27 protein-coding genes are annotated in these 24,461 nt (G+C 66.3%); 13 read left to right on the forward strand and 14 right to left on the reverse strand.

Annotated features, from left to right (window positions below):
* The first annotated feature begins 2 nt into the window (after nt 1–2).
* A complete protein-coding gene (locus tag B9Y64_RS10795) occupies nt 3–1,763 on the forward strand; it encodes a hypothetical protein (protein ID WP_100440646.1) in 1,761 nt (586 codons plus the stop codon).
* A 151-nt stretch (nt 1,764–1,914) separates the two neighbouring features.
* Here the strand turns inward: B9Y64_RS10795 and B9Y64_RS10800 are convergent, their stop codons facing one another.
* Nucleotides 1,915–2,328, reverse strand: coding sequence for a barstar family protein (locus B9Y64_RS10800; protein WP_100440647.1), 414 nt, complete (start codon nt 2,326–2,328; stop codon nt 1,915–1,917).
* On the reverse strand, nt 2,328–2,780 hold the full coding sequence (locus tag B9Y64_RS10805) for a ribonuclease domain-containing protein (RefSeq protein WP_100440648.1): 453 nt from the start codon (nt 2,778–2,780) through the stop codon (nt 2,328–2,330). Before B9Y64_RS10805 ends, B9Y64_RS10800 begins: the two co-directional genes overlap by 1 nt.
* 219 nt (nt 2,781–2,999) lie before the next feature.
* On the opposite strand from B9Y64_RS10805, the gene B9Y64_RS10810 reads away from it, so the two are divergent.
* On the forward strand, nt 3,000–3,611 hold the full coding sequence (locus B9Y64_RS10810) for a superoxide dismutase (protein WP_005410310.1): 612 nt from the start codon (nt 3,000–3,002) through the stop codon (nt 3,609–3,611).
* A gap of 132 nt (nt 3,612–3,743) precedes the next feature.
* Here B9Y64_RS10810 and B9Y64_RS10815 read toward each other — a convergent pair whose 3' ends face one another.
* Nucleotides 3,744–4,592: an endonuclease/exonuclease/phosphatase family protein gene (locus B9Y64_RS10815; protein ID WP_100440649.1), complete on the reverse strand. Its 849-nt coding sequence runs from the start codon at nt 4,590–4,592 to the stop codon at nt 3,744–3,746.
* Between the two features lie 162 nt (nt 4,593–4,754).
* Here B9Y64_RS10815 and B9Y64_RS10820 point away from each other — a divergent pair, with 162 nt between their 5' ends.
* Nucleotides 4,755–6,320, forward strand: coding sequence for an oligopeptide:H+ symporter (locus B9Y64_RS10820; protein WP_100440650.1), 1,566 nt, complete (start codon nt 4,755–4,757; stop codon nt 6,318–6,320).
* 7 nt (nt 6,321–6,327) lie between these two features.
* On the forward strand, nt 6,328–6,954 hold the full coding sequence (locus B9Y64_RS10825; protein WP_049417227.1) for a rhomboid family intramembrane serine protease: 627 nt from the start codon (nt 6,328–6,330) through the stop codon (nt 6,952–6,954).
* 43 nt (nt 6,955–6,997) lie between these two features.
* Here B9Y64_RS10825 and B9Y64_RS22145 read toward each other — a convergent pair whose 3' ends face one another.
* Nucleotides 6,998–7,159, reverse strand: coding sequence for a hypothetical protein (locus tag B9Y64_RS22145; protein WP_014037806.1), 162 nt, complete (start codon nt 7,157–7,159; stop codon nt 6,998–7,000).
* Between the two features lie 209 nt (nt 7,160–7,368).
* Between B9Y64_RS22145 and B9Y64_RS10835 the strand changes: the two genes are divergently transcribed.
* Genes B9Y64_RS10835 through cfa form a run of 3 tightly spaced genes read left to right on the forward strand, consistent with a single transcriptional unit; the run spans nt 7,369 to nt 9,725 of the window.
* A complete protein-coding gene (locus tag B9Y64_RS10835; protein WP_100440651.1) occupies nt 7,369–7,671 on the forward strand; it encodes a GNAT family N-acetyltransferase in 303 nt (100 codons plus the stop codon).
* 37 nt (nt 7,672–7,708) lie between these two features.
* Nucleotides 7,709–8,590, forward strand: a complete 882-nt coding sequence (locus B9Y64_RS10840; protein WP_100440713.1) for a DUF3298 and DUF4163 domain-containing protein — start codon at nt 7,709–7,711, stop codon at nt 8,588–8,590.
* Between the two features lie 19 nt (nt 8,591–8,609).
* A complete protein-coding gene (cfa, locus tag B9Y64_RS10845; RefSeq protein WP_100440652.1) occupies nt 8,610–9,725 on the forward strand; it encodes a cyclopropane fatty acyl phospholipid synthase in 1,116 nt (371 codons plus the stop codon).
* Nucleotides 9,726–9,877: 152 nt separating this feature from the next.
* Here the strand turns inward: cfa and B9Y64_RS10850 are convergent, their stop codons facing one another.
* Complete coding sequence (locus B9Y64_RS10850) at nt 9,878–12,046, reverse strand: M3 family metallopeptidase (RefSeq protein ID WP_100440653.1); 2,169 nt, start codon at nt 12,044–12,046, stop codon at nt 9,878–9,880.
* A gap of 141 nt (nt 12,047–12,187) precedes the next feature.
* On the opposite strand from B9Y64_RS10850, the gene B9Y64_RS10855 reads away from it, so the two are divergent.
* A complete protein-coding gene (locus tag B9Y64_RS10855; protein WP_100440654.1) occupies nt 12,188–12,667 on the forward strand; it encodes a glutathione peroxidase in 480 nt (159 codons plus the stop codon).
* 84 nt (nt 12,668–12,751) lie between these two features.
* Here the strand turns inward: B9Y64_RS10855 and B9Y64_RS10860 are convergent, their stop codons facing one another.
* From B9Y64_RS10860 to B9Y64_RS10875, 4 genes are all read right to left on the reverse strand, one after another.
* Nucleotides 12,752–13,531, reverse strand: coding sequence for a ferredoxin--NADP reductase (locus tag B9Y64_RS10860; RefSeq protein ID WP_100440655.1), 780 nt, complete (start codon nt 13,529–13,531; stop codon nt 12,752–12,754).
* A 79-nt stretch (nt 13,532–13,610) separates the two neighbouring features.
* Nucleotides 13,611–15,482, reverse strand: coding sequence for an ABC transporter ATP-binding protein (locus B9Y64_RS10865; protein WP_100440656.1), 1,872 nt, complete (start codon nt 15,480–15,482; stop codon nt 13,611–13,613).
* A gap of 108 nt (nt 15,483–15,590) precedes the next feature.
* A complete protein-coding gene (locus B9Y64_RS10870; protein ID WP_100440714.1) occupies nt 15,591–16,040 on the reverse strand; it encodes a carboxymuconolactone decarboxylase family protein in 450 nt (149 codons plus the stop codon).
* Between the two features lie 36 nt (nt 16,041–16,076).
* A complete protein-coding gene (locus tag B9Y64_RS10875) occupies nt 16,077–16,973 on the reverse strand; it encodes an RNA polymerase sigma-70 factor (protein ID WP_100440657.1) in 897 nt (298 codons plus the stop codon).
* Between the two features lie 144 nt (nt 16,974–17,117).
* On the opposite strand from B9Y64_RS10875, the gene B9Y64_RS10880 reads away from it, so the two are divergent.
* From B9Y64_RS10880 to B9Y64_RS10890, 3 genes are all read left to right on the forward strand, one after another.
* A complete protein-coding gene (locus B9Y64_RS10880) occupies nt 17,118–18,635 on the forward strand; it encodes a fumarate hydratase (protein ID WP_100440658.1) in 1,518 nt (505 codons plus the stop codon).
* 123 nt (nt 18,636–18,758) lie between these two features.
* Entirely contained in the window at nt 18,759–19,097 is a 339-nt protein-coding gene (locus B9Y64_RS10885) for a hypothetical protein (RefSeq protein WP_100440659.1), read from the forward strand.
* Nucleotides 19,098–19,154: 57 nt separating this feature from the next.
* Complete coding sequence (locus B9Y64_RS10890; protein ID WP_100440660.1) at nt 19,155–19,790, forward strand: glutathione S-transferase family protein; 636 nt, start codon at nt 19,155–19,157, stop codon at nt 19,788–19,790.
* Nucleotides 19,791–19,864: 74 nt separating this feature from the next.
* Here the strand turns inward: B9Y64_RS10890 and arsC are convergent, their stop codons facing one another.
* The 3 genes from arsC to B9Y64_RS10905 all read right to left on the reverse strand — a co-directional run bounded on the left by arsC (nt 19,865) and on the right by B9Y64_RS10905 (nt 21,964).
* Nucleotides 19,865–20,206 carry an arsenate reductase (glutaredoxin) gene (arsC, locus tag B9Y64_RS10895; protein WP_100440661.1) on the reverse strand — a complete coding sequence of 114 codons (342 nt, stop codon included), beginning with the start codon at nt 20,204–20,206 and terminating at the stop codon, nt 19,865–19,867.
* On the reverse strand, nt 20,206–21,360 hold the full coding sequence (locus B9Y64_RS10900) for a phospholipase A (RefSeq protein ID WP_100440662.1): 1,155 nt from the start codon (nt 21,358–21,360) through the stop codon (nt 20,206–20,208). Before B9Y64_RS10900 ends, arsC begins: the two co-directional genes overlap by 1 nt.
* A 118-nt stretch (nt 21,361–21,478) precedes the next feature.
* Nucleotides 21,479–21,964, reverse strand: a complete 486-nt coding sequence (locus tag B9Y64_RS10905; protein WP_100440663.1) for a DUF456 domain-containing protein — start codon at nt 21,962–21,964, stop codon at nt 21,479–21,481.
* 235 nt (nt 21,965–22,199) lie between these two features.
* Here B9Y64_RS10905 and B9Y64_RS10910 point away from each other — a divergent pair, with 235 nt between their 5' ends.
* Nucleotides 22,200–22,409, forward strand: coding sequence for a cold-shock protein (locus tag B9Y64_RS10910; RefSeq protein ID WP_014647720.1), 210 nt, complete (start codon nt 22,200–22,202; stop codon nt 22,407–22,409).
* A 72-nt stretch (nt 22,410–22,481) separates the two neighbouring features.
* Here the strand turns inward: B9Y64_RS10910 and B9Y64_RS10915 are convergent, their stop codons facing one another.
* Nucleotides 22,482–22,976, reverse strand: coding sequence for a glycine zipper 2TM domain-containing protein (locus B9Y64_RS10915; protein WP_005410289.1), 495 nt, complete (start codon nt 22,974–22,976; stop codon nt 22,482–22,484).
* A gap of 136 nt (nt 22,977–23,112) precedes the next feature.
* Nucleotides 23,113–23,547 carry a cytochrome c gene (locus B9Y64_RS10920; RefSeq protein WP_100440664.1) on the reverse strand — a complete coding sequence of 145 codons (435 nt, stop codon included), beginning with the start codon at nt 23,545–23,547 and terminating at the stop codon, nt 23,113–23,115.
* 79 nt (nt 23,548–23,626) lie between these two features.
* Here B9Y64_RS10920 and B9Y64_RS10925 point away from each other — a divergent pair, with 79 nt between their 5' ends.
* Nucleotides 23,627–24,454, forward strand: a complete 828-nt coding sequence (locus tag B9Y64_RS10925) for a tRNA threonylcarbamoyladenosine dehydratase (RefSeq protein WP_100440665.1) — start codon at nt 23,627–23,629, stop codon at nt 24,452–24,454.
* Nucleotides 24,455–24,461 lie beyond the last annotated feature (7 nt).

A 24,461-nucleotide genomic window follows, 5' to 3' on the forward strand; every position in this document is an offset into this window, starting at 1 on the left:
GCGTGCCTCTGACCCGGGCCGAGCAACTCATTGACCTGCTGCTGGCGCGCCAGCAGCCCCGCGCCGTCCTCGAGAAGACCACCCGCCTGCCCTATGGCTGGGCGCTGTGGCTGCGCTCGCTGGGGCCGCTGCCGCGGCCGTTCCATGCCCGCGACGTGATCGCGGTTTTCCTGCCCCGGCCGCTGCCCGGCCCGCCTGGCCGGTCGCCGCAGCTGGCACCGTGGCAGGCGCTGCGCCGCTTGTTCTGGCAGGACTGGGATGCCGCGCCGCGCGACCAGCGCTGGATGCGCTGGACCTCGGCGCTGGTCAGTGCACTGCTGCACCTGCTGTTCTTCATGCTGCTGCTGTGGGTGGCGGTGATCCGCACCACGGCGCCGGAAGAAGAGGGCGCCGACGGCGAGCGCGTACAGGTGGAATTCGTTGGCCGCGCCACCCAGGAAGGCGGTGGCGATCAGCCAGGCGCCGAGGTGGCTGCGGCCGCTGCGGCTGGCAGGGTTGCGACGGGGCAGGAGGCGGGCGCTGCCACGGCTCCCGCTCCGCGTCCGGTGGCTGCCGAGGCCGCCGCCTCATCCCCTGCAACCGCACCGGTCGCCAGCGTTCCACCGCCGCCGGCCGAAGCCGAGCCGGCGCCGGTTGCCGCGCCGCCGCCTTCGCCGGTCCAGGCCACCGAAGTGGCGCAGGCCAGCACGGATTTCGTGGTGCCGCCCGTCAGCGTGCCGCGTACTGAAGTCAGCGTCGTGCCACGTGACAGCACACCCAGTGTGCGCGAGCGCAGCGTGCAGCCGGTGCAGGCGCCGCCGGCACCGACCCAGGTGCGCGTCCCGCAGCTGGCCGTGCGCGCACCGCAGGTGCGTGACATCCAGGTGCGCGAACGCGAAGTCAGTACGGTTGACGCGCCGGTCGTGCCACAACCGCTGCGCAGCGCCGAAATGCAGGTGCGCGTGCCGCAGCAGGACGTGCAGGTGCGCGAGCGTGAGGTGCAGGCCGTGGCCGATCCGCAGGTGCGGGTGGCGGCGGTGGCCGGGCGTGAGCCCACCCTGCGGGCGCCCACTGGCCGCGATGTGCAGGTGCGGGAACGTGAAGTGGCCGCGGCACCGACGGCGGCACCGGCCTCCTCCAGTGGCAGTGCCGCCGCGACGCCTGCAGCTGCGGCCAGCGGCAGCGCGGCGCAGGCGAGCAGCAGCACTCGTCCGTCAGCATCCAGCCGTGCGCCGGCAAACGCAGGTGCACGCCCGGCGCCCGATCCCGGCAACTGGGCGACACCTGCCAAGGGCGATGACTGGGGATCTTCCAGCCACAGCCGCGATGGCAGCAGTGGCGGTGCCCGCCAGGCCAGCGTCGCCGGCAAGGGCAATGGCCTGTTCAATGCCGATGGCAGCGTGCGTGTGCCGGGGCAGGAGGGCGACGGCCATGCCGAGCGCGGTGCGCCCGGTGGGGCAAACGACGGCTGGAGCAAGGAGCGCATCGCGCAGTCGGGGACGTGGCTGAAGCGTCCGCCGTACGACTACACGCCGACCTCGTTCGACAAGTACTGGGTACCGCAGGAATCGTTGCTGGCCGAATGGGTGCGCAAGGGCGTCAAGGCGATGGAGATTCCATTGCCGGGCACCAACACGCGGATCTCCTGCGTCATTTCGATCCTGCAGGCTGGTGGCGGCTGTGGCCTGACCAACCCCAACATGCAGGACCAGCCGGCCGTGGCACGACCGCCGCCGGACATTCCGTTCAAGAAAGAGCTGCAGGAAGACAACGGCAGCCGCTAGCGGCTGCCGTTGTCCACGCATGTTTCCTTGTCCCCGCGCCGTTGAGCAACAATCGCAGGATGTGACGGTCGTGCTGGCGCGCTTGGGTAGGTGCCAACCTTGGTTGGCACAGAAGCGCCGACCAAGGTCGGCACCTACCGGCCCATCGACCTTATGCGCTCTGCGACAGGAACACCCAGAACGGTACGTCGCGGCCGACCCAGTCGCGGCTGGTCTCGTCCATCACGTCCAGCAGGGTGTCGAAGTCCTTCTGCGCGCTGGCGCGCAGCATATCCACGTCGGCCAGGAACAGCGCGTAGCCGTTGGCGGGCAGCCATTGCAGGTCGCGCAGGTTGTCCGACAATGCATCCCAGTTGCCGCCGAAACCGGCGGGGAAATCCAGCTGCGCGGCCAGCCGGGCGAGCAGGGTGCGCTTGTCGGCCACGCTTTCCAGATCGATGCGGATCACTTTCAGGCCGGCATCGCGCATCGCGGCGGCCAATGCACCGATGTCCTCGCTGTCGATGGCATAGACGCCTGCATTGTTGATGTCGTGCAGGCCGAGGCCGAAATCATCGTGGCTCATCACTGCGCTCCCTGGGCCGGTACGGTGAAGCTGCGGAATGACTCGTAATGGTCATCGGTGTAGTACCACGCTTCCGGCGGATCGCCGCCGGTGACGATGCGGCGCGTGCCTCGGGTACGCGCGCCAGGGGTGTCGACGGTGTATTCGCGGTAATAGCCGCGTGCGCGCTGCGGCAGCTGCTGCTCGCGGTTGCCGAACGTGCTGCCGTCCTGGCGGTGCGGGAACGGGCCGCCACGCTGGATCAGGGCGATGGTCGCGCGTGCTTCGGCGGGCAGGAACGCGGGAAGTCCGCTGTCCTTGCCGGGCGAGGCGGTGGCCGGCGCGCGTGCGGCCGGCGTGCCCTGCAGATCGGGCGCGAACTGCGGCGCCGGCGGCCGCTGCAGGAAATGGTTGACGACCAGGCCGAGCAGCAGCAGGGCGATGGCGGTGATCAGCAGCCGGGGGTTGCGCATGGGCAGGGGCGGGCGAGGGTGGTGCGCGCACTGTAGCGCCTGCGCGCTGCACGGCACATGAGGAGGGCGCTGCATCACTGCTGCGTAACAATTGCCGTCGTGCTCACTGGCAGGACGCAATTTCCTTTACATCCCCCTTGGTAATCTGGCGGTCTGTCCCCATCATTCACCGCGCACCGCCCGACATCGTCGGGTGCCCTCGCAATCAGGAGATGCATCATGGCCTACACCCTGCCCAAGCTGTCCTACGCCTACGACGCGCTGGAACCGCATATCGATGCGGCGACGATGGAAATCCATCACACCAAGCATCACCAGACCTACATCAACAACGTCAACGCGGCGCTGGAAGGCACCGAATACGCTGACCTGCCGGTCGAAGAGCTGGTGAAGAAGCTCAAGTCGCTGCCGGAGAACCTGCAGGGCCCGGTGCGCAACAACGGTGGTGGCCATGCCAACCACTCGCTGTTCTGGACCGTGATGGCGCCGAACGCCGGCGGCAACCCGGTGGGCGACGTGGCCAAGGCCATCGACAAGGACCTGGGCGGCTTCGACAAGTTCAAGGATGCCTTCACCAAGGCGGCGCTGACCCGTTTCGGCAGCGGCTGGGCGTGGCTGAGCGTGACCCCGGACAAGAAGGTCGTGGTCGAGAGCACCGGCAACCAGGACAGCCCGCTGATGGAAGGCAACACCCCCATCCTCGGCCTGGACGTGTGGGAGCACGCGTACTACCTGAAGTACCAGAACCGCCGCCCGGAATACATCGGCGCGTTCTTCAACGTCATCGACTGGAACGAAGTCGAGCGCCGTTACCAGGAAGCGATCGCCTGATCGCGGTGACTGGATGAACGGAAAAGGCCGGGGGAGTCCCCGGCCTTTTTGTTTGCGGACGGTGTGCTTTCCGGTAGGTGCCGGCCTTGGTCGGCACGGGAGCGTATGGGCGCTCGGCGGGAAAGTGCGGGATTATTCGGCCGACGCCGGGATGCCCTGCAGACGCAGGGTCGCCATCACGCCCAGGCGCAGCCCGGGCAGGTCGCCGTCGGCCGGCAGCAGGACCGGCTGCTGGCGGATGCCGCCGAAGTGCTTGACCTGGAACAGCACGTCCAGGCCATGGCCGCTGCTGCCCCCACCACTGGCTGCAGGTGCCTCGGCGCGGCCGCCGGGATTGCGCCGGGCCGGCTGGAATCCGGGGGTGCTGCGCACCAGTTCCACCGTGTTGGCCGAGAAATCGCCGGCAATCAGGCTGGGCATGCCTTCGGCGGTGGCGCCGATCCAGGTCATCAGGTCGCTGGTCTGGTGCTGGCGGGCGGTCGCCTCGTCCGGGTCCGGGCGCAGCCGCGCCACATAGATGTTGACCAGCGCCTCGCCCAGCTTCAGCCGCATCATGCCGGCCGCACTGAAGGTGCCGGGAGGATGCAGCAGGGTCACGCCGTCCTCGCTGACCGGCAGCCGGGTCAGCATGGCATTGCCATGCCGCAGTGGCTGGCTGGGCGGGTCGGCGGTGACGAAATCGCAGCTGTAGCGCAGCCGGCTGGCCAGCCAGCAGGCCGGGTTGCGGCCCTGCTGCTGCAGCACCTGCTGCACCGAGATCACGTCCGGCTGCAGCTCGGTCAGCAGTTGTGCGACCTGCTCGCGGCGCTGCTTCCACTGCACGTCATCGCGGCTGGGCAGCTCCAGCGCGGCCACGGTCAGCTGCCGGGGCTCGCTGTCACTGGCAGCGGTGGCCGGCGCCTGCGTGCGTGCCTGTGCCGGCAACGCCAGCAGCAGCACGAGACAGCTGAGCAGGAGGCGGGCGTGAGCGAGGGGGCGCATAACGATAAGTTTACGCTTTTGTCGTGCAGGTGCCGTGACTTCCGGCAGGGCCAGGATGGCCTGCCATGGATTGGCACCGTTGTCATGCAGCCCTGCAGCGTGCTTCGCAAGCCCCTGTTCCGGTAACCTTGCGCCTTTCGCTTTGCAGGAATGCCTTACAGGATGAGCCACGACGCAGTCGCCCCCATCGCCGGCCAAGGAAAGATGCCGCGCCAGATTCCGTACATCATCGGCAATGAGGCCTGCGAACGGTTCAGTTTCTACGGGATGCGCAACATCCTGGTGCAGTTCCTGATCACCTCGCTGCTGCTGCAGGAAATCACTGCGGAAGGCCGTGCCGGTGAAGCCAAGGACATCATGCACAGCTTCATGATCGGCGTGTATTTCTTCCCGCTGCTCGGTGGCTGGCTGGCCGACAAGTTCTTCGGCAAGTACCACACCATCCTCTGGTTCAGCCTGGTCTACTGCGCCGGCCACCTGTGCCTGGCGCTGTTCGAGAACAGCCGCGAGGGCTTCTTCCTCGGCCTGGGCCTGATCGCGCTCGGTGCCGGTGGCATCAAGCCGCTGGTGGCCTCGTTCATGGGTGACCAGTTCGACCAGAGCAACAAGCACCTGGCCAAGATCGTCTTCGACGCCTTCTACTGGATCATCAACTTCGGCTCGCTGTTTGCCTCGCTGCTGATCCCGCTGGTGCTGAAGAACTGGGGCCCGCAGTGGGCGTTCGGTATCCCGGGCATCCTGATGTTCATCGCTACCTTCGTGTTCTGGCTGGGTCGCAAGCGCTACGTGCTGGTGCCGCTGCCGCCGAAGGATCCGCATTCGTTCGCCAACGTGGTACGCACCGCGCTGACCGCGCGCGTGGCCGGCCAGGGCCGTCCGGGCCTGGTGATCGCCGTGCTCGGCCTGGTGCTGGCGGTGGCCTCGTTCGGCCTGGTCGGCTCGCTGGGCATCGTGATCTGCCTGTGCCTGGCGCTGGTGGCCATCCTCGCCGGCATCGGTGGCGGTACCTGGTTGCAGCTGGACCGTGCCCGTGGCCAGCATCCGGTCGAAGCCGTGGAAGGCGTGCGCTCGGTGCTGCGCGTGCTGGTGATCTTCGCGCTCACCACGCCGTTCTTCTCGCTGTTCGACCAGAAGGCCTCGACCTGGGTCCTGCAGGGCCAGCAGATGCAGATGCCGAGCTGGTTCACCGCCTCGCAGATGCAGGCGCTGAACCCGCTGCTGGTGATGATCCTGATTCCGTTCAACAACCTGGTGCTGTACCCGGCCCTGCGCCGCTTCGGCTTCGAGCCGACCGCGCTGCGCCGCATGACCGCCGGCATCGCCTTCAGTGGCCTGGCCTGGATCGTGGTCGGCGGCATCCAGGTGGTGATGGACGGCGGCAACGCCATGTCGATCTTCTGGCAGATGCTGCCGTACGCACTGCTGACCTTCGGCGAGGTGCTGGTCTCGGCCACTGGCCTGGAGTTCGCCTACAGCCAGGCGCCGCAGGCGATGAAGGGCGTGGTGATGAGCTTCTGGAACCTGACCACCACCATCGGCAACCTGTGGGTCCTGCTGTCCAACGCCGCCGTGCGCAACGACGCCGTCACCCACCAGATCGCCGGCACGGGCCTGAGCGAGGCGGCGTTCCTGATGTTCTTCTTCGCCGGCTTCGCCTTCGTCGCGGCGTTGGCCTTCGGTTGGTATGCGAAACGCTATCGTATGGTCGACAACTACCGTAGCGCCTGAGCCTGACATGACCCCCGTCAATCTGCTGTTGATCGCCATCACCGCCATCCTGTCGTGGATGGCGTTCAACAACCGCAAGCTGGCCGACCGCCTGATCCTGTGGCCGCCGGCCGTCGACCGTCACCGCCAGTACGACCGGCTGGTGACCTATGGCTTCATCCACGCCGACTGGTCGCACCTGATCTTCAACATGATCACCCTGTTCTTCTTCGGGGGATTCATCGAGAGCGTGATGGTGCAGCTGACCGGCAGCTACCTGACCTACCCGGCGTTCTACATCGGTGCGCTGCTGGTCTCGATCCTGCCCAGCTACCTGAAGAACCAGAAGAACCCGAACTACCTCAGCCTCGGGGCGTCCGGGGCGGTGTCGGCGGTGCTGTTCGCCTTCATCCTGATCAAGCCGTGGTCGATCATCCTGGTGTTCTTCATCCCGGCACCAGCGATCATCTACGCCGCGTTCTACGTCGGCTACAGCATCTGGATGGACAAGCGCGGCGGCGACCGCATCAACCACAGCGCGCACCTGGCAGGCGCGGCGTTTGGCGTGATCTTCATGCTGGCCATGCAGCCGAGCATCTTCAACCACTTCCTGCGCGAACTCTCCAACCCGACCTTCCGCCTCGGCGGCGGTTGATGCGGGTCGCGGGGCGGATCGGGCCCGATCCGCCCCGGCCGGGTCAGGCCGCGGTCTGCTGGCCGTAGGTATCCAGCAGGCGGGCGAACACTTCTTCGCCGATGCGCTGGAAATCCTGATCCTCGGTCTGCCCTTCCACCGCCAGTTGCAGCAGGCCCTCCAGCAGGGCGCGGTCGGTATCGGAATGGGAATTGCTGGCGTGCATGGGAGCCTCCACGGTGGTGCGCATGGTCAACGGTCGCAAGGGTCGTGCCAGCCTGGCCGTACCCCTCCACAGGCGATAGCGGCCGCGCGCCCTCCAGCTTGAGGGGCGAAAACTGACGTGAATGGACTGGACTTGCCCCTGTTCAGGCTTCACGCGATCATGGCGCCCGGCTGCGCACCATCCACGCAGTCGCCGCAGGAGACAGTTCCATGGCTTCGGTCACGCCCCCCGGTCTGGCCTATGAGGTCGAACACGACCAGGCCAACCATCGCTTCACTGCCCGTGTGCGAGGACAGCTGGCGGTGCTGGACTACCAGATCAAGCGCAAGCGCATGGTCATCACCCACACCGAGGTGCCCGAGCCGATCGCCGGCCGTGGCATCGCGGGTGAGCTGACCCGTGTGGCACTGCGTTTTGCCCGCGAGCAGAAGTACAAGGTCGTGCCGGCGTGTTCCTACGCCGAGGCCTTCCTGCAGCGGCACGAGGAGTACCACGACCTGCTCGTGGGCTGAATGCTGGCGGGCCACGCTTCAGCCATGGCAGGCGATGATATACAAACATGAACAGGGGATCCCGATGAAGATTGGAAACAACCGGCCACTGCGCGGCAGCGTGCTGGCCGGTGTGGTGGGCGTGCTGTTGCTGGCCGGTTGCCAGCGTGAAAGCGAGCCGGCACCGGCGGCCGACGCGGCGCCCGCCGCCGAGGCGACGGCTGCAGGCGAAACGCCGGCCACGGAAGCGCCGCTGGACCTGCGCGACGTGATCGAGAACAACGAGCGTGAGGTGGTGGGCATCAGCTACCCGGCCGGCATCGACCGTTATCCGGGCCTGGCCCGCGCGCTGCAGAGCTATGCGACGAGTGCGCGCAGTGACCTGCAACAGGCGCTGGACGGACTCGGCAACGACAAGCCGACCATGCCCTACGAGCTGTCGCTGAGCTTCGAGAAGCTGCTGGAAACGCCGCAGCTGGTGGTGGTCAGTGCCGATGGCAGCCGCTATACCGGTGGCGCCCACGGCGAACCGCTGGTGGCGCGCTTCGTATGGCTGCCGCAGCATCAGCAGATGCTCAGCGCCGAAAAGCTGGTGGCCGATGCCAAGGGCTGGAAGGCGATCAGTGATTTCGTCGCCGACCAGCTGCGCGAACGCGTGGCCACGCGCCTCAGTGGCGAGGACATGGACCCGGCCCAGCTGCAGGAATCGCTGCGCAACGCATCGCGCATGATCGCCGACGGGACCGGCCCGCAGGCCGACAATTTCAGCCAGTTCCAGCCGCTGACCGATGACAAGGGGCAGATCACCGCGCTGCGCTTTGTTTTCCCGCCGTACCAGGTGGGACCATACTCGGACGGCACCCAGACTGCCGATGTACCGGCGGCGGTGCTGTTGCCGCACGTGGCCAAGGACTACGTGGAACTGTTCGCACGCGGTTGACCGCAGTCGAGGAGGTGGCGTGGATACAGGGTTGCAGGAGCGGGTCGCCGGCCTGCTCCACGAAGCCGGGGTCCGCATCGGCGGCACCCAGCCACAGGACATCCAGGTGCATGACCCGCGCTTTTTCGCGCGGGTCATGGGCCACGGTTCGCTCGGCCTGGGCGAGAGCTACATGGAGGGCTGGTGGGATGCCAACGTCCTGGATGAATTCCTCGTCCACCTGATGCAGGCGCATCTGGATGAACGGGTGCATGGCTGGCGCGAAGTGGCCGATGCGCTGAAGGCGCGCCTGTTCAACCTGCAGGCGGGGCAGGGCAGCTACGAAGTCGGTCGCCGCCATTACGACCTCGGCAACGATCTCTACCAGGCCATGCTCGGCCAGCGCCTGGTCTACAGTTGCGGCTACTGGCGCAACGCCGATGACCTCGACGCCGCACAGGAAGCCAAGCTCGACCTGGTCTGCCGCAAGCTGGGCCTGCGCCCGGGCCAGCGCGTGCTGGACATCGGCTGCGGTTGGGGCGAAGCCCTGAAGTTCGCCGCTGAGCGCTACGGTGTCAGCGGCGTCGGCGTGACCATTTCGCAGGAGCAGGCCGAGTTCGCGCGGAACCTGTGCGCGGGCCTGCCGATCGAGATCCGCCTGCAGGACTACCGTGAGCTGGACGAACCGTTCGATGCGATCTTCTCGATCGGCATGTTCGAGCACGTCGGTGACAAGAACTACGCCAGTTTCTTCGAGGTGGCCAAACGTTGCCTGTCGCCGCGTGGCCTGCTGCTGCTGCACAGCATCGGTACCAACATCTCGCGGCATCGCACCGATCCATGGATTGCGCGCTACATCTTCCCCAACTCGATGCTGCCGTCGGCGGTGCAGATCACCAGGGCGTTCGAAGGCCGTTTCGTGCTGGAGGACTGGCACAACTTCGGCACCGACTACGACCTGACCCTGCAGGCCTGGCGACGCAACGTGGAAGCGGCGTGGCCACAGCTGGACGCGGGCTACGACGAGCATTTCCGCCGCATGTGGCGTTTCTACCTGGCCGGGTCGATGGCCACCTTCCGTTGCCGCCACGCGCAGCTGTGGCAGCTGGTGTTGTCGCCGGAAGGCGTGCCGGGCGGGTACGTGGCGCCGCGTTGAGTCGGCATTCCAGTGCGTGGATGGGGTCAGAGCCCTTTCCGATGGAAAGGGATCCGACCCCAGGGTCAGACCATGGAAAGGGATCTGACCCCAGCCAAAAAAAACCGCCCGGTCTCCCGGGCGGTTTTCGTTTCAGGCGACTGCGCGGGCGATCAGTTGCCGGCGCCGGTCAGGCCACGCTTTTCCAGCAGCGGTTCGATCTGCGGCTCGTGGCCGGCGAAATCGCGGAACAGCTGCATCGCATCGACGCTGCCGCCCTTGGACAGCAGGGTGGCGCGGAAGTGGTCGCCGTTCTTGCGGCTCAGGCCGCCGTTGTCCTTGAACCACTTCTGGGTGTTGGCGTCGAGCACTTCCGACCAGATGTAGGCGTAGTAGCCGGCCGAGTAGCCGCCCATGATGTGGCTGAAGTACGGGGTCCTGTAACGCGGCGGAACCGGCGCGTAGTAGATGCCGTCCTTCTCCAGCGCGGCGCGCTCGAAGGCCATCACGTCCTTGGCCGCCGGCACCTGGTCCGGGCCGATCTGGTGCCAGTTCTGGTCCAGCATCGCCGCACCCAGGTATTCGGTGGTGGCGAAGCCCTGGTTGAACTTGGCCGCCGCCAGCACCTTGTCCAGCAGGGCCTGCGGCATCGCCGAACCATTCTGGTAGTGCTTGGCGTAGTTCTTCAGGATGACCGGGTTGTCCGACCACATCTCGTTGACCTGCGAGGGGAACTCGACGAAGTCACGCGGCACCGACGTGCCCGAGAAGTACGGGTACTTCACGTTGGAGAACATGCCGTGCAGGGCATGGCCGAACTCGTGGAAGGTGGTGTTCACCTCATCCCAGGTCAGCAGGGTCGGCTGGCCGGCCGGCGGCTTCGGGATGTTCAGGTGGTTGGCGACCACCGGCTTGAAGCCGGTCAGCTTGGACTGCGAGACGTAGGAGTTCATCCACGCACCACCGCGCTTGGAGGCGCGTGCATACGGGTCGAAGATGAAGATCGCCAGCTGGCTGCCGTCGGCGTCGAACACGTCGTAGACGGTGACGTCATCGTGGTAGACCGGCAGGTCGGTGCGCTGCTTGAAGGTCAGGCCGAACTCCTGGCCGGCGGCGTAGAACACGCCGTTCTCCAGCACGTTCTTCATTTCGAAGTACGGCTTCAGCTGCGACTCGTCGAAGTTGTACTTGGCCTGGCGCACCTTCTCGCTGTAGAAGGCCCAGTCCCACGGTTCCAGCTGGAAGGTCGGCTTGCGTGCGGCCTTCTGTTCCTTGTCGATCATCGCCTGCAGGTCGGCGGCTTCGCGCTTGGCGTTGGCCACCGCGGCCGGGGCCAGCTTGCCCAGCATCGCGTTGACCGCTTCCGGGGTCTTGGCGGTCTGGTTGGTCAGGTTGTAGGCGGCGAAGTTCGGGAAGCCCATCAGCTTGGCCTTGTCGGCGCGCAGCTGCATGATGCGCGAGACCAGCGCGGTGTTGTCGAACTCACCGCCGCGGCTGCCGCGGGTGGTCGAGGCTTCGTAGATCTTCTGGCGCAGGGCACGGTTGGCCAGGTTGGTCAGCGGCGGCTGGCCGGTGGTGTTGAGCAGGGTGATCACGTACTTGCCGTCCTGGCCGCGGGCCTTGGCGGCTTCGGCGGCGGCTGCGATCTGCTCCTTGGACAGGCCGTCCAGCTCCTTGACGTCGTCGACGGTGATCGCCGAAGCGTTCACTTCCGACTGCACGTTCTGGCTGAACTTGGTGCCCAGGTTGGCCAGCTCGGCATTCATGCCCTTCAGCTTGGCCTTGTCGGCCTCGGACAGCTTGGCGCCGGCGCGCACGTAGTTGTCGTAGTACTTCTCGACCAGGCGCACGCCTTCGGCGTCCAGGCCCAGCTGGTTGCGGGTGTCGTACAGCGCCTGGATGCGGGCGAACAGCTTGCCGTTCAGCGCGATCGCATCGCTGTGCGCGGCGAACTTCGCCGAGTAGTCGGCCTGCAGCTTCTTGCGGGTGTCGTTGGTGTCGGCGCCGACCAGGCTGAAGAACACGGTGGTCGCGCGGTCGAGGACATCACCGCTCTTCTCCAGCGCGATGATGGTGTTGTCGAAGGTCGGCTTGGCCTTGTTGTTGGCGATCGCCTCCACTTCCTTCAGCTGCTGCGCCATGCCGGCGTCGAAGGCCGGGGCGAAATCGCTGTCCTTGATCTTGTCGAACTGCGGGAAGTGCAGCGGCAGCGGGCTTTCGGCGAAGAACGGGTTGGCCTGCTGGGCGGCGGTGCTGGCAGCCGGGGTGGCGGCGCCGGCCGAGTAGGCGGGCAGGGCAAGGCCGAGGGTCATGGCCACGGCAAGGGCAAGGCGAGTGGTCAAGGTAGGAACTCCGGTAAGGCAAACAAGGTCCCGAGGGTAACCCGGCCGGACGCGCCCGCACTTGTGTCAAAAGGCATGCCGGCAGCCCCCCCATGGATGGCTGCGCGGGTACCATGCATTCACCGCCCACGGCCCGCCATCATGACCACTGCCTACGATTTCAGCTTCCGTGACCTTGACGGCCAGCCGCAGGCGCTGGCCCGCTACCAGGGCCACCCCTTGCTGCTGGTCAATGTGGCCAGCCGCTGTGGCTTCACCCCGCAGTACACCGGGCTGGAACAGCTGTGGCAGGACTACCGTGAGCGCGGCCTGGTGGTGGTCGGCTTCCCATGCAACCAGTTCGGCGCGCAGGAACCCGGCGATGCCGCACAGATCCGCCAGTTCTGTTCGCTGGACTATCCGGTCAGCTTTCCGCTGTCGGAGAAGATCGAGGTCAACGGCGATGGTGCCGACCCGCTGTGGGCGTGGCTCGCACGCGAGAAGCGTGGCGTGCTCGGCAGCGCCCGCATCAAATGGAATTTCAGCAAGTTCCTGGTCGATCGCCAGGGGCAGGTGGTGTCGCGGCATGCGCCCACCACCCGGCCGGAGCAGCTGCGCGGCGCGATCGAAGCCCTGCTGTAACGGACCATCGGCAGAAAAAAGGGGACGGAGGGGATTAAGTCGTTTGTGGCACAAACGACTTAATCCCCTCCGTCCCCTTTTTGTTTATTTCTCGACGAAGGCGCGCTCGAACACGTAGTGGCCCGGTTGGCCGATACGTGGGGAGACCTGGAAGCCGCGGGCATCAAGCACGGTGCGCAGGTCGGCCAGCATCTGCGGGCTGCCACAGATCATCGCGCGGTCGTTTTCCGGGCTCAGCTCCGGCAGGCCGAGCGTGCGCTGCATCTCGCCGCTTTCCATCAGCGAGGTCAGGCGGCCCTGGTTGGCGAACGGCTCACGGGTGACGGCCGGGTAGTACAGCAGCTTGTCACCGATCATCTCGCCGAGGAACTCGTGCTCGTGCAGTTCCTTCTCGAAGTAATCGCGGTAGGCCAGATCCTTTTCGTAGCGCACGCCGTGGCAGAGGATCACCTTCTCGAAGCGCTCGTAGGTCTCCGGGTCCTTGATCACCGACAGCCAGGGCGCCAGGCCGGTACCGGTACCCAGCAGGTACAGGTTCTTGCCGGGGTGCAGGTCGCTGATCAGCAGGGTGCCGGTGGGCTTCTTGCCGACCAGTACCTTGTCGCCCGGCTTGATGTGCTGCAGGCGCGAGGTCAGCGGACCGTCCTGCACCTTGATGCTGAAGAACTCCAGCTGTTCTTCCCAGTTGGCGCTGGCGATCGAATAGGCGCGCAGCAGCGGCCGCGCGTCGGTTTCCAGGCCGATCATCACGAACTGGCCGTTCTCGAAGCGGAAACCACTGTCGCGGGTGAGGGTGAAGCTGAAGTAGGCATCGGTCCAGTGACGGACCTCAAGCACCGTTTCGGCGCCGAAAGCGGAGGACATGGGCGTATCTATCGTGAGTCGTCGGGGGGATTCTATCTCAAATGAGACAAGTTCTCATTGGGCGGAACGAGAGGCGTTCTCAGCGGTAACCCGCCGCCTGCAGCTCGAACAGCTCCGCATAGCGGCCACCCTGCGCCATCAGCTGCGCGTGGGTGCCGCTGGCCTCGATCCGGCCGCCGGCCAGAACCAGGATGCGGTCGGCCATGCGCACCGAGGAAAAGCGGTGGGAAATCAGCACTGCGGTGCGATTATCCGCCAGTTCCCTGAACCGCTGGAACACCTCGAACTCACTGCGCGCATCCAGTGCGGCTGTTGGCTCATCCAGGATCATCACCTGCGCATTGCGCATCCATGCGCGGGCAATGGCGATCTTCTGCCATTGGCCGCCGGACAGGTCCACGCCCTGCTTGAAGCGGCGGCCGATCTGCTGGTTGTAGCCCCCGGGCAGTTCGTCGATCACTTCCTCGGCCATGCCACGTCGCGCGGCGTCGGCGATGCGTGCCTGGTCGTCCATCGCCTCGACCTGGCCGACGCCGATGTTCTCGCCGGCGCTGAGGTTGTAGCGCACGAAGTCCTGGAAGATCACCCCGAGGTTGGCGCGCAGGTCATCCAGGTCGTAATCGCGCAGGTCGCGGCCATCGAGCAGGATGCGGCCTTCGTCCGGTTCGTACAGGCGCGCCAGCAGCTTCACCAGGGTGGTCTTGCCCGCGCCGTTCTCGCCGACCAGGGCCAGCACTTCGCCGGCCCGCAGCTGGAAATCCAGATGGCGTACCGCCCATTGCTCGGCATCGGGGTAGCGGAAGCCGACGTTCTCGAACACGAAGCCCTCGCGGATAGGTTGCGGCACGCGCACAGCCCCTTCGCGCGAGTGGATTTCCGGTTGGATCTGGAAGAACGAGAACAGGTCATCCAGGTACAGCGCCTGGCTGGCCACCTGCGAGAACCCGATCAGCAGGCCTTCCAGCAGCTGGCGCAGGCGCAGGAAGCTGCCGGCGAGGAAGGTCAGGTCGCCGATCGAGAAGTCGCCGCGCACGGTGCGCCACGCGATGTAGGCGTAGGCGGTGTAGTAACCCAGCGTTCCCAGTGCGGCCAGCAGCGTGCCCCAGAACGCGCGGCGCCGGGCCAGGGCACGGTTGGCGTGGAACAGCGCCACCGACAGGCGCCGGTAGCGCTCCACCAGGAAGCGGTGCAGGTTGTAGATCTTCACTTCCTTGGCCGTTTCCACGCTGGCACCCAACTGGCGCAGGTAGTCGAGCTGGCGGCGCTCGGGCGTCCACTGGAAGTTGAGGCTGTAGCCGGCCGCGTTGAAGTGCGATTCGCCGATGAAGGCCGGCACCAGGGCCAGCGCCAGCAGCAGGATCAGCCACGGGGCGTAGACCAGCAGGCCGACGGCGAGGCTGGCCACGGTGATCGCGTCCTGGACCTGGCCGAACAGCTGGCTCATCAGGTTCATCCGGCCCATGGTCTGGCGCCGTGCACGGTCCAGCTTGTCCTGCAGGTCCGGGTCTTCGAAATCCTCCAGGTCCAGCGTCGCTGCGTGTTCCATCAGGCGGATGCTGGTGACGTTGGCGAACAGTTCGGAAAGCAGGGCGTCGGCATAGCTGACCAGCCGGCCGAGCAGGTCCGAGGCGATGGCCAGGCCGAACTCCAGCGCCAGCAGGCCCAGCAATGGATTGAGCACGCCGCTGGACAGGGCTTCGCCCAGTGGCGGGAAGCCGGCGTCGTGCTGGCTCAGGTGCAGGGCGCTGTCGATGATCAGCTTGCCGACGTACAGCATCGCCACCGGCAGCAGCGCACGGATCAGGCGCAGCCCGAGGCTGGCCAGGGTGAGCGCAGGACTGGTCTGCCACACCATGCGCAGGAACGGCGGCAGGTTGCGCATCGCCTTGAAGCGCTGGCGCAGGCTGGGTTTCTTCGCGGCGGCAGCGCCAGCGGTCGGGGTAGCAGGCATGCCCTTATTGTGCGCGCCCGATACGTGCAGAGGGGGTCAGTGCAGCCGTGCGGCCAGCACCGGGGTCAGAGCCCTTCGCAAGGCAAAGGGATCCGACCCCGTCGAGCATCAGGGCAGCGGCGGCAGCAGGCCGGCACCCAGGCGGTTCCAGGCATTGATCACTGCAATGCCCATGCTCAGATCACTGATGCCCTTCTCATCGAAGTGCGGTGCCAGTGCATCGAACGCCACCTGCGACGGCGCACCGTCGGTCAGCCGGGTCAGTGCCTCGGCCCAGCCCAGCGCTGCGCGTTCGCGCTCATCGAAGAAGCGGCTTTCGTGCCAGGCCGGCAGGGTGTCCAGCTTGCGCGGCTCGATGCCGCCCTTGCGCAGCGTGGTGCCGTGCATGTCCATGCAGTAGCCACAGCCGTTGAGCTGCGACACGCGCAGGAACACCAGTTCCATCAACGTCGGGTCGATCGAACTGTCATGCACCGCCTGGCTGGTGGCCAGCAGGCCCTTGAAGGCGTCTGCGGCCAGGCGGGCGTAGGGAACGCGGGGGGAGGTGTGATGGGACATCGTGGGCTCCACGGCGGCCACCATGGCCGCCTTTCATTACCAGGACGCCACACTGTCGCCGCGCGTGACAACCGCCGGCAACTTTTCTGGATTGAGCACGCTGTAGATGTTGGCGATATGGCCGTCGACCACCTCGATGGTGGTGACCGAATGCAGGTGATCGCCCTGAAAGCGCAGGATCGCCGGCTCGCCGTTGACATAGCCCAACCGTGCCGGATACGACGCACCGCGCCGGGCGATGGCCCAGAACAGGCGGCCGATGCGCTCGGCGCCCAGCAGGGGGCGGACCGCCGCGGTAACCACGCCGCCACCGTCGGAGACCAGCAGCGCGTTGGCATGCAGCAGGGCCTGGATCGCCTCGCTGTCGCCGCGCTGCGAGGCATCCATGAAGCGCGCCAGCAGCTGCCGGTGCTGGCTGGCATCGGCGTTGAAGCGCGGCCGCCCGGCCTGCAGGCGTTGCCGGGCACGGTGCACCAGCTGCCGGCAGTTGGCTTCGCTGTGGCCGATCAGGTCGGCAATGTCGCGGTAGTCGTGGTCGAAGGCTTCCTTCAGCAGGAACGCGGCGCGCTCCTCGGGGCCGAGCTGTTCGAGCAGGGTCAGGAAGGCGACCGAGACATCGTCGGCCAGCGCATGCACCTGTGCCGGGCCGGGTGCCGGGTCGGGTTCCAGGGTGACCGCCAGCGGCTCGGCCAGCCACGGACCAACGTAGTGGACGCGCTCGCGCTTGGCCGCGCGCAGCCGGTCCAGGCCGAGCCGGGTGGTGGTCGTGACCAGCCAGGCTTCAGGGTCGCGGACGGCTGCCGGGTCGGCCCCTGACCAGCGCAGCCAGGCATCCTGGACCACGTCTTCGGCATCGGCACGGCTGCCAAGCAGGCGGTAGGCCAGCGCCATCAGGCGCGGGCGGTGGGTCTGGAAAGCGGTTTCGGCGTTCATGTGGGCAAGGACGCGCCAACCAGGCGCGGCGTGACAACGGAACTGTGATCTTGCCGGCCAGTGGCCGGCACTACCACCCCGCGGCCGGGGGAGGGGGTAAAATGGGCGGATTACCCCCGCCAGCCTCGAGCAAGCGAGCAAGCCGTGACATCGATCAAGCAGGAAGACCTCATCCAGTCCATCGCCGACGCGCTGCAGTACATCTCGTACTACCACCCGGTCGACTACATCAAGAACCTTGCCGCCGCCTACGAGCGCGAGGAGTCGCCGGCCGCGAAGGAAGCGATGGCCCAGATCCTGATCAATTCGCGCATGTGCGCCGAAGGCCACCGCCCGATCTGCCAGGACACCGGCATCGTCACCGTGTTCCTGGAAATCGGCATGGACGTGCGTTGGGATGACGCCACCATGGGCGTGGAAGACATGGCCAATGAAGGCGTGCGCCGCGCCTACATGCACCCGGACAACAAGCTGCGTGCCTCGGTGCTGGCCGATCCGGCCGGCAAGCGCATCAACACCCGCGACAACACCCCGGGCGTGGTCAACGTCAAGGTGGTGCCGGGCAACACGGTCGACGTCATCGTCGCCGCCAAGGGCGGCGGTTCGGAAGCCAAGACCAAGTTCGCGATGCTCAACCCGTCCGACTCGATCGTCGACTGGGTGCTGAAGACCGTGCCGACCATGGGCGCCGGCTGGTGCCCGCCAGGCATGCTCGGCATCGGCATCGGCGGCACCGCCGAGAAGGCGATGCTGCTGGCCAAGGAAGCGCTGATGGAGCCGATCGACATCACCGAGCTGCAGGCCCGTGGTGCCTCCAACCGCATCGAAGAGCTGCGCCTGGAGCTGTACGAGAAAGTCAACGCGCTGGGCATCGGTGCGCAGGGGCTGGGCGGCCTGACCACCGTGCTGGACATCAAGATCAACGATTACCCGACCCATGCGGCCAACCTGCCGGTGGCGATGATCCCGAACTGCGCGGCCACCCGGCATGCGCACTTCACCCTGGATGGCAGCGGCCCGGTGATGCTGGACCCGCCGTCGCTGGAAGACTGGCCGAAGCTGACCTACGATTCGTCCAAGGGCACCCGCGTGGACCTGGACACGATCACTCCGGAAGACGTGGCCAACTGGAAGCCGGGCCAGACCCTGCTGCTCAACGGCAAGCTGCTGACCGGCCGCGATGCTGCGCACAAGCGCATGGTCGACATGCTCAACAAGGGCGAGGAGCTGCCAGTCGATCTGAAGGGCCGCTTCATCTACTACGTCGGCCCGGTCGATCCGGTGCGTGACGAAGTGGTGGGCCCGGCCGGCCCGACCACCGCCACCCGCATGGACAAGTTCACCGAGCAGGTGCTGGCACAGACCGGCCTGCTGGGCATGGTCGGCAAGGCCGAGCGCGGCCCGGCCGCCATCGAGGCGATCAGGAAGCACAAGTCGGCCTACCTGATGGCCGTCGGTGGCTCGGCGTACCTGGTGTCCAAGGCGATCAAGGCCGCCAAGGTCGTCGGCTTTGCCGACCTCGGCATGGAGGCGATCTACGAGTTCACGGTGCAGGACATGCCGGTGACCGTGGCGGTCGATTCCACCGGCGAGTCGGTGCACAAGACCGGCCCGCGCGAATGGCAGGCCCGCATCGGCAAGATTCCGGTGGTGGTGGAGTAATCCTCCCGCTTCCGGTCCAGGCAACGGCGCCCTTGTGGCGCCGTTGCCGTGCTTGGGGAAGGCTTGACCAGCCTGCCGCAGTCGCTCTGCTACTGTCGGCATGCCCTTGCACAGGACGTGTCCATGGTCTTGCATCGTTTCATCGTGGTGGGGTTGCTGCTGGCCCTGGCGGGCTGCCGCACCCCATCGTCGTACGAAGGCGCGGATTTCTCCGCATCGGCGCAATGCCACATGCAGTGCCAGGCAGGCTACCGCAGCTGCATGGCGCAGGACGATTCCATCGGCGGCCGGCAGCGCAGTTGCGAGCAGCAAGCGGCACCGGCATCTGACCGGCGTTGCAAGGACGTTGCCAACCCCGAGCTGCGCCGTGCCTGCGAGCTGAAGGCGCATGACTGCACGCTGCGCGCGCCGATGATGTCCTGTGGCGAACGCCGCGATACCTGCATGAGCAGCTGCGGCTGAGCATCGGGCATCGGCCAGGCGCATAATCAGCCGATCCGTCCGCACAGGATCCGCCACATGAGCACGACGCTGTATGGTTCGACAAGCACTGCCGCCCTGGTGGTGCACTGGCTGCTGATCGAGCTCGGCATCGAGCATGAACTGGTGCTGCTGGATTTCGACGCGCGCGAGCACAAATCAGCGCAGTACCTGGCGCTGAATCCTGCCGGCGTGGTGCCGACGCTGATGATTGATGGGTTGGTGCTGACCGAAGCGGCAGCGATCGCACTGTACCTGGCCGACCGCCATCCGGAGGCCGGCCTGTTGCCGGCACTGGGTACCCCGCTGCGCGGTGATGCCTACCGCTGGATGTTCTGGTGTGCCAATACGCTGCAGCCGGCCTATCGTGCCTGGTTCTATCCGCACGAAGTGGCGGGCGAGTCGAACATCGAGGCCAGCCGCGGGATGGCGCGCCAGCGCCTGGAAAATGCATGGCAGCAGGTGGCCACCCACCTGCAGGCGCATGGACCGTACCTGCTGGGCGCAACCCCCTGCGTGGTCGACTACATGCTGGTGATGCTGATGCGCTGGTCACGCAACATGCCCAGGCCCAGTGATACCTGGCCGGCGCTCAAGGCGCACGCCTCAACGATGAAGGCGCGCCCTGCATTCGCCGAGGTCTACCGCCGCGAAGGCATCACCGACTGGCTGTAACCAAAAAAGGGGACGGAGGGAATTAAGTCGTTTATGCACAAACGACTTAATTCCCTCCGTCCCCTTTTTTCGGGTTACAGGATTTCCAGCACCGTTTCCGGTGGGCGGCACAGCCGCGTGCCCTTGGCCGTGCGTACCACGGGGCGGTTGATCAACCGCGGGTGTTCGGCCATTGCTGCCAGCAGAGTGGCTTCGTCGGCACCCTCCAGGCCCAGTTCGGCGAACAGCGCTTCCTTGTCGCGTATCAGTTCCTGTGCGCGCAGCCGCGATTCGGCCAGTACCTGGCGCAGCGTGGCCGTGTCGGGCGGGCTGCCAAGGTAGTCGACCACCACCGGATCGAAGCCTGCGTCCCGGATCAGCTTCAGTGCGCCGCGCGAGTTGCTGCAGGCCGGGTTGTGCCAGATCGTCACGTCCATCAGAACCACTCCAGCAGTGACACGCCCACGCCCACATAGGTGGCCTTGTGGTTGTAGTCGATCATGCTCTCGCCATAGCCGTCGAAGATCTGCACATGGCCACGCAGCAGGTTGCTGATCGGGAAACCGTAGTCCAGCTGCAGGGCACCGTGCGAACGGCTGCCGGTGCGCAGCGAATGGCGCGCCATCAGCGAGACTTCATGCCCGTTGCGATTCCAGATCAGGGTCGCGTCACCGCGGCCCATGTAATCCTCGATGTCCGGGTTGTTGTCTTCGCTGCGGCTTTCCGGGATGCGGTACCACGGGCGCAGTACCAATGCCCAGTTCTCGCGATCCAGGCCGATGTTGAGCATGACCCGGTTCCAGCTGCGCGAGAGCGGATCGGCTCGTCCGTTGGACTGGTGGTTGAGGCTGATGCCGGTCATGCGCCCGCGCCAGCCACCGATCGAGTAGCCGTTGCGGAACACCATCATCACTTCCGGTTCGTAATTGGTTTCGCGGAACGGGCGCGAATCCTCGCTGTTGTAGGCCTGCCAGCGCGAACTCTGGGTGTAGCCGGCCCAGATATCGCCGTTGTCGCCGAACAGGTTCTCGGCGATCTTGGTCTTGAAGCTGATCTGGAACTTCAGCTCGGCACTGTCCAGTACCTGCGGGGTGGTCACGCTGTTGGCCGGGTTCGGCGAGTGCGGCATGGTGTTGCGATCGCTGGTCCAGAATGCGGGCAGCAGGTACACCGGCTTGTAGGCGCGCAGCTGGAACGGCCCCAGCTTGGAGTCCTCGGCCAGTTCCCAGCGGCTGTCCAGCAGCGAACCGCGGCCGGCATTGGCCAGCGCGCTGTCCGGCGTCGCCGGGCGGAACAGGTCGCTGACCCGCTCGCGCAGCTTCTCCTCGCCCTGGCTCACGCGGGCGGTTTGCCGCTCTTCGCGTCGGGCCTGCGCAGCCGCTTCGGCGGCCGCATCGGCGGCAGCGGTGGCCTCCGCGGTACGCCCGAACAAATGGTCATAGCAGGCCAGTCGGGCCGCGTCGGTGGTGATCGCCGCGCAGGCGGCCGGCGAGGTGTCGGCGCTCGGCGCGAACTCCTGCGCAGCCAGCGGTGCACTGATCAGGGCAAGCGCCAGTGGCGCCAGACGGGGAAGCAGCGTGGGGAGGGTCATTGCAGCAGGCCCTTCGGTGAATACGGGAATTGCACAGTGTGGCGGCTGGACCGGATCGCGGCCAGCCCCACGGTTTATGCACGGCTACAGCGTGCGCGTGGCGTGAAGGCCTTGTGGCTCAGAAGAACCAGGCGAATGCGAACAGGCCCAGCATTGCGATCACCACGGCCAGTTTCAGTGCCAGGCCCAGCAGGATGCCGAGCCAGGTGGCCAGGCCGACCTTGGTCGAGCGGCCCAGTTCGCGGGTATGCCAGTACTCGCCGAGCAGGGCACCGAACAGTGGTCCGGCAAACAGGCCGATGGGCATGAAGAACAGGCCGACGATGCTGCCGACGAAGGTTCCCCACAGGGCCTTGCGGCTGGCGCCGACGCGCTGCGCGCCGACCACCGTGGCCAGCACGTCCACCAGCAGTGAGAGCAGGGTCAGTACGCCCAGTGCGACCAGGGTGGGCCAGCCGACATGGGCGAAGCCGTCAGCCCACGCGGCCAGCAGCAGTCCGATGAACACCAGCGGGATGCCCGGGAGGGCCGGCAGGATGATGCCGGCGATGCCGATCAGGACAAAAATGACCGCTAGCAGATACAAGATGAATGAGAGTCCCATGCTGTCCCGTATGGTGTCTGTTTTGGGGTTGACAGTGAAAGATTTTGCCAGTTGCTTTTTCGTTTTGGGCGGGTTAAGTTGCAGTCGCTGAGCTTGGCAAGGTCACCGTGGATCGTGGCCTGATGAAGCAAGATCTTCCCGATCCGCTGCATCGATGCACCTCGCTTCCCCCTTGCTTGTCAGCCGCCCACCAGGCGTTTCCAACAACAAGAGAGAGTCAAAGGGAGTTAGTGAGATGGCTGAGCGCGAGACCGGTACCGTAAAGTGGTTCAATGATGCGAAGGGCTTCGGCTTCATCAGCCGGCAGAATGGCGAGGACGTGTTCGTGCACTTCCGCGCCATCGAGACCCAGGGCTTCAAGAGCCTCAAGGAAGGCCAGACTGTGAGCTTTGAAGTCGTGCAGGGCCAGAAGGGCCTGCAGGCTGACAAGGTGCAGCCGGTGTAATACCCGCCGCCTGTCGGCATGAAAAAGGCCCGCGCAAGCGGGCCTTTTTCTTTGCCGTTGGCCCGGTGCAGGTCAGCGCAGGATGACCTTGCCGTTGACCACGCGCACGTAGGTGTTTTCGCGGATGCCACCCAGGTCGCGCTGGTTGACCACGATGGTGCGGCCATCGTCCATGCGCACGCTGATGTCGTAGGTATCGCTGGTGACATTCTTCTGGATCTGGTTGCCAGCCAGGGCGCCACCGACCGCGCCTGCAGCGGCAGCGATGTTCTTGTTGCCACGGCTGCCACCGGTGTGGTCGGAGATTTCATGGCCGGCCACGGCGCCGACGATGCCGCCGAGGATCGCGCCGGTCGCGCTGGGCGCGGTACGGCCCGAGGGCACGGTGTTGATGCGGGTGACGATGCCGCAGTCGGCGCAGCGGCCCTGGTTGTAACCGCCATTGTTGCCGTAGCCGCCGTTGTTGTAGCCATTGTTGTAACCACCACCACCGTAACCAGGCGAGGTGGCACAGCCGGCCAGCGCAAGGGTTGCGATGGCGCTGGCGGCGATGAGCTGGATCTTCATGGGGCGTCTCCTGGCCGTGAAGGCGGGTGTGTTGGGTGGTACTGCGTCATGCAGCAGGGTGGAGGAATCCTCTCCTTTCGAACGTGAACAGCGCGCCAACCGTATGCGCTATGCCCGGCTGCAGGATGAATGCGCCTCAGCGGAAATCCTGGTGGCAGGCGCGGCAGTCGGCCTGCAGCGTTTCCGCCACCTGGGCGAGGGCGTTGCAATCGCCTGGCGGTGCGGCCAGTGCTGTGTTGAGGTTGCCGCGCAGCTGGCTGGCGTGCTGCTGGAACTGCGCACTGTCCTTCAGCCCGGGAAAGGCCAGGTCCAGGTCGTTGGACAGCAGGCGCAGCGCCTGCAGCCGCGGCACGCTGTCGGCCAGGCTGCAGCGGTTCTGCTGCTGGGCCTGCTGCAGCAGCTGCGACTGCCGCTGCATCACCTGCATCAGGCTGCCCGGGAACGGGTCGCGACGGGCCTGCAGGGCGCGGCCGACCATCACCGTGGCGATCAGGCCGAGCAGCAGGCCCAGGCAGAGCACGAACTGGTAGCGGTGGGCGGTGGACAGGCGGCGGGGCGGGCTGGCGTTCATGCGGGCTCTCCGGGCGTGCAACGGTGGGTTCGATGCCGGCGTACTGCGGGCGCCAGCGCCTGCACGTTAAAATAGCCCGATGAACGAACAGGTCAAACAACGCTTCGCCGGCATCGAACGGCTGTATGGCGTGGGCGCGCTCGAGCGCCTGCAGGGCAGCCGCGTGGCGGTGGTGGGCATGGGTGGCGTCGGCTCGTGGGTGGTGGAGGCGCTGGCCCGTTCGGCCGTCGGCCACCTGACCCTGATCGATGCCGATGACATCTGCGTGTCCAACACCAACCGGCAGCTGCCGGCGATGGAAGGCAACTACGGGCGCAACAAGGCCGAGGCGATGGCCGAGCGCTGCCGCGCAATCAACCCGGGGATCGAGGTCGATGCCGTGCAGGCATTCCTGACGATGTCCAACATGGCTGAGCTGCTGGACCGTGGGTTCGATCTGGTGATCGATGCCTGCGACAGCTTCCGGGTGAAGGTCGAGACGATTGCCTGGTGCCGCCGCCGCAAGCTGCCGTTGCTGACCGTCGGCGCTGCCGGTGGCCGTACCGACCCAACCCTGGTGCGTATCCGCGATGTCTCGCGCACCGAGCATGACGCCATGCTGGCGCTGATCCGCAAGAAGCTGCGCAGCGAGTTCAACTTCCCGAAGAACGCCAAGCGCTATTTCGGCGTGCCGGCGGTGTATTCGCTGGAGAATGTGAAGTACCCGCAGGCCGATGGCAGCGTCTGCGGCATCCGCCCGAACCTCGGTGCCGATGCGGCGCTGAAGCTGGATTGCGGCGCCGGCCTGGGCGCGGCGACCCATATCACCGGCGCGTTCGCCTTCGCGGCGGTGGGCAAGGCGCTGGAGATGCTGCTGGAGCCGAAGAAGAAGGTGAAGGCCGAAACGATCGAGGCCAGCGAGGCGTGATGGATCG

It is taken from the genome of Stenotrophomonas maltophilia, assembly GCF_002799245.1.
GTDB lineage: Bacteria > Pseudomonadota > Gammaproteobacteria > Xanthomonadales > Xanthomonadaceae > Stenotrophomonas > Stenotrophomonas maltophilia_S.

Excerpts from the sequence above, each read along its gene's own strand:
- B9Y64_RS10855 (WP_100440654.1), top strand. The coding sequence starts at position 12,188 with ATGACCACTGCCTACGATTTCAGCTTCCGTGACCTTGACGGCCAGCCG.
- B9Y64_RS10890 (WP_100440660.1), top strand. The coding sequence starts at position 19,155 with ATGAGCACGACGCTGTATGGTTCGACAAGCACTGCCGCCCTGGTGGTG.
- B9Y64_RS10885 (WP_100440659.1), top strand. The coding sequence starts at position 18,759 with ATGGTCTTGCATCGTTTCATCGTGGTGGGGTTGCTGCTGGCCCTGGCG.
- B9Y64_RS10860 (WP_100440655.1), bottom strand. The coding sequence starts at position 13,531 with ATGTCCTCCGCTTTCGGCGCCGAAACGGTGCTTGAGGTCCGTCACTGG.
- B9Y64_RS10870 (WP_100440714.1), bottom strand. The coding sequence starts at position 16,040 with ATGTCCCATCACACCTCCCCCCGCGTTCCCTACGCCCGCCTGGCCGCA.
- arsC (WP_100440661.1), bottom strand. The coding sequence starts at position 20,206 with ATGGACGTGACGATCTGGCACAACCCGGCCTGCAGCAACTCGCGCGGC.
- B9Y64_RS10875 (WP_100440657.1), bottom strand. The coding sequence starts at position 16,973 with ATGAACGCCGAAACCGCTTTCCAGACCCACCGCCCGCGCCTGATGGCG.
- B9Y64_RS10865 (WP_100440656.1), bottom strand. The coding sequence starts at position 15,482 with ATGCCTGCTACCCCGACCGCTGGCGCTGCCGCCGCGAAGAAACCCAGC.
- B9Y64_RS10915 (WP_005410289.1), bottom strand. The coding sequence starts at position 22,976 with ATGAAGATCCAGCTCATCGCCGCCAGCGCCATCGCAACCCTTGCGCTG.
- B9Y64_RS10815 (WP_100440649.1), bottom strand. The coding sequence starts at position 4,592 with ATGCGCCCCCTCGCTCACGCCCGCCTCCTGCTCAGCTGTCTCGTGCTG.
- B9Y64_RS10910 (WP_014647720.1), top strand. The coding sequence starts at position 22,200 with ATGGCTGAGCGCGAGACCGGTACCGTAAAGTGGTTCAATGATGCGAAG.
- B9Y64_RS10925 (WP_100440665.1), top strand. The coding sequence starts at position 23,627 with ATGAACGAACAGGTCAAACAACGCTTCGCCGGCATCGAACGGCTGTAT.
- B9Y64_RS22145 (WP_014037806.1), bottom strand. The coding sequence starts at position 7,159 with ATGCACGCCAGCAATTCCCATTCCGATACCGACCGCGCCCTGCTGGAG.
- B9Y64_RS10900 (WP_100440662.1), bottom strand. The coding sequence starts at position 21,360 with ATGACCCTCCCCACGCTGCTTCCCCGTCTGGCGCCACTGGCGCTTGCC.
- B9Y64_RS10805 (WP_100440648.1), bottom strand. The coding sequence starts at position 2,780 with ATGCGCAACCCCCGGCTGCTGATCACCGCCATCGCCCTGCTGCTGCTC.
- B9Y64_RS10920 (WP_100440664.1), bottom strand. The coding sequence starts at position 23,547 with ATGAACGCCAGCCCGCCCCGCCGCCTGTCCACCGCCCACCGCTACCAG.
- B9Y64_RS10905 (WP_100440663.1), bottom strand. The coding sequence starts at position 21,964 with ATGGGACTCTCATTCATCTTGTATCTGCTAGCGGTCATTTTTGTCCTG.
- B9Y64_RS10810 (WP_005410310.1), top strand. The coding sequence starts at position 3,000 with ATGGCCTACACCCTGCCCAAGCTGTCCTACGCCTACGACGCGCTGGAA.
- B9Y64_RS10820 (WP_100440650.1), top strand. The coding sequence starts at position 4,755 with ATGAGCCACGACGCAGTCGCCCCCATCGCCGGCCAAGGAAAGATGCCG.
- B9Y64_RS10825 (WP_049417227.1), top strand. The coding sequence starts at position 6,328 with ATGACCCCCGTCAATCTGCTGTTGATCGCCATCACCGCCATCCTGTCG.
- B9Y64_RS10800 (WP_100440647.1), bottom strand. The coding sequence starts at position 2,328 with ATGAGCCACGATGATTTCGGCCTCGGCCTGCACGACATCAACAATGCA.
- B9Y64_RS10835 (WP_100440651.1), top strand. The coding sequence starts at position 7,369 with ATGGCTTCGGTCACGCCCCCCGGTCTGGCCTATGAGGTCGAACACGAC.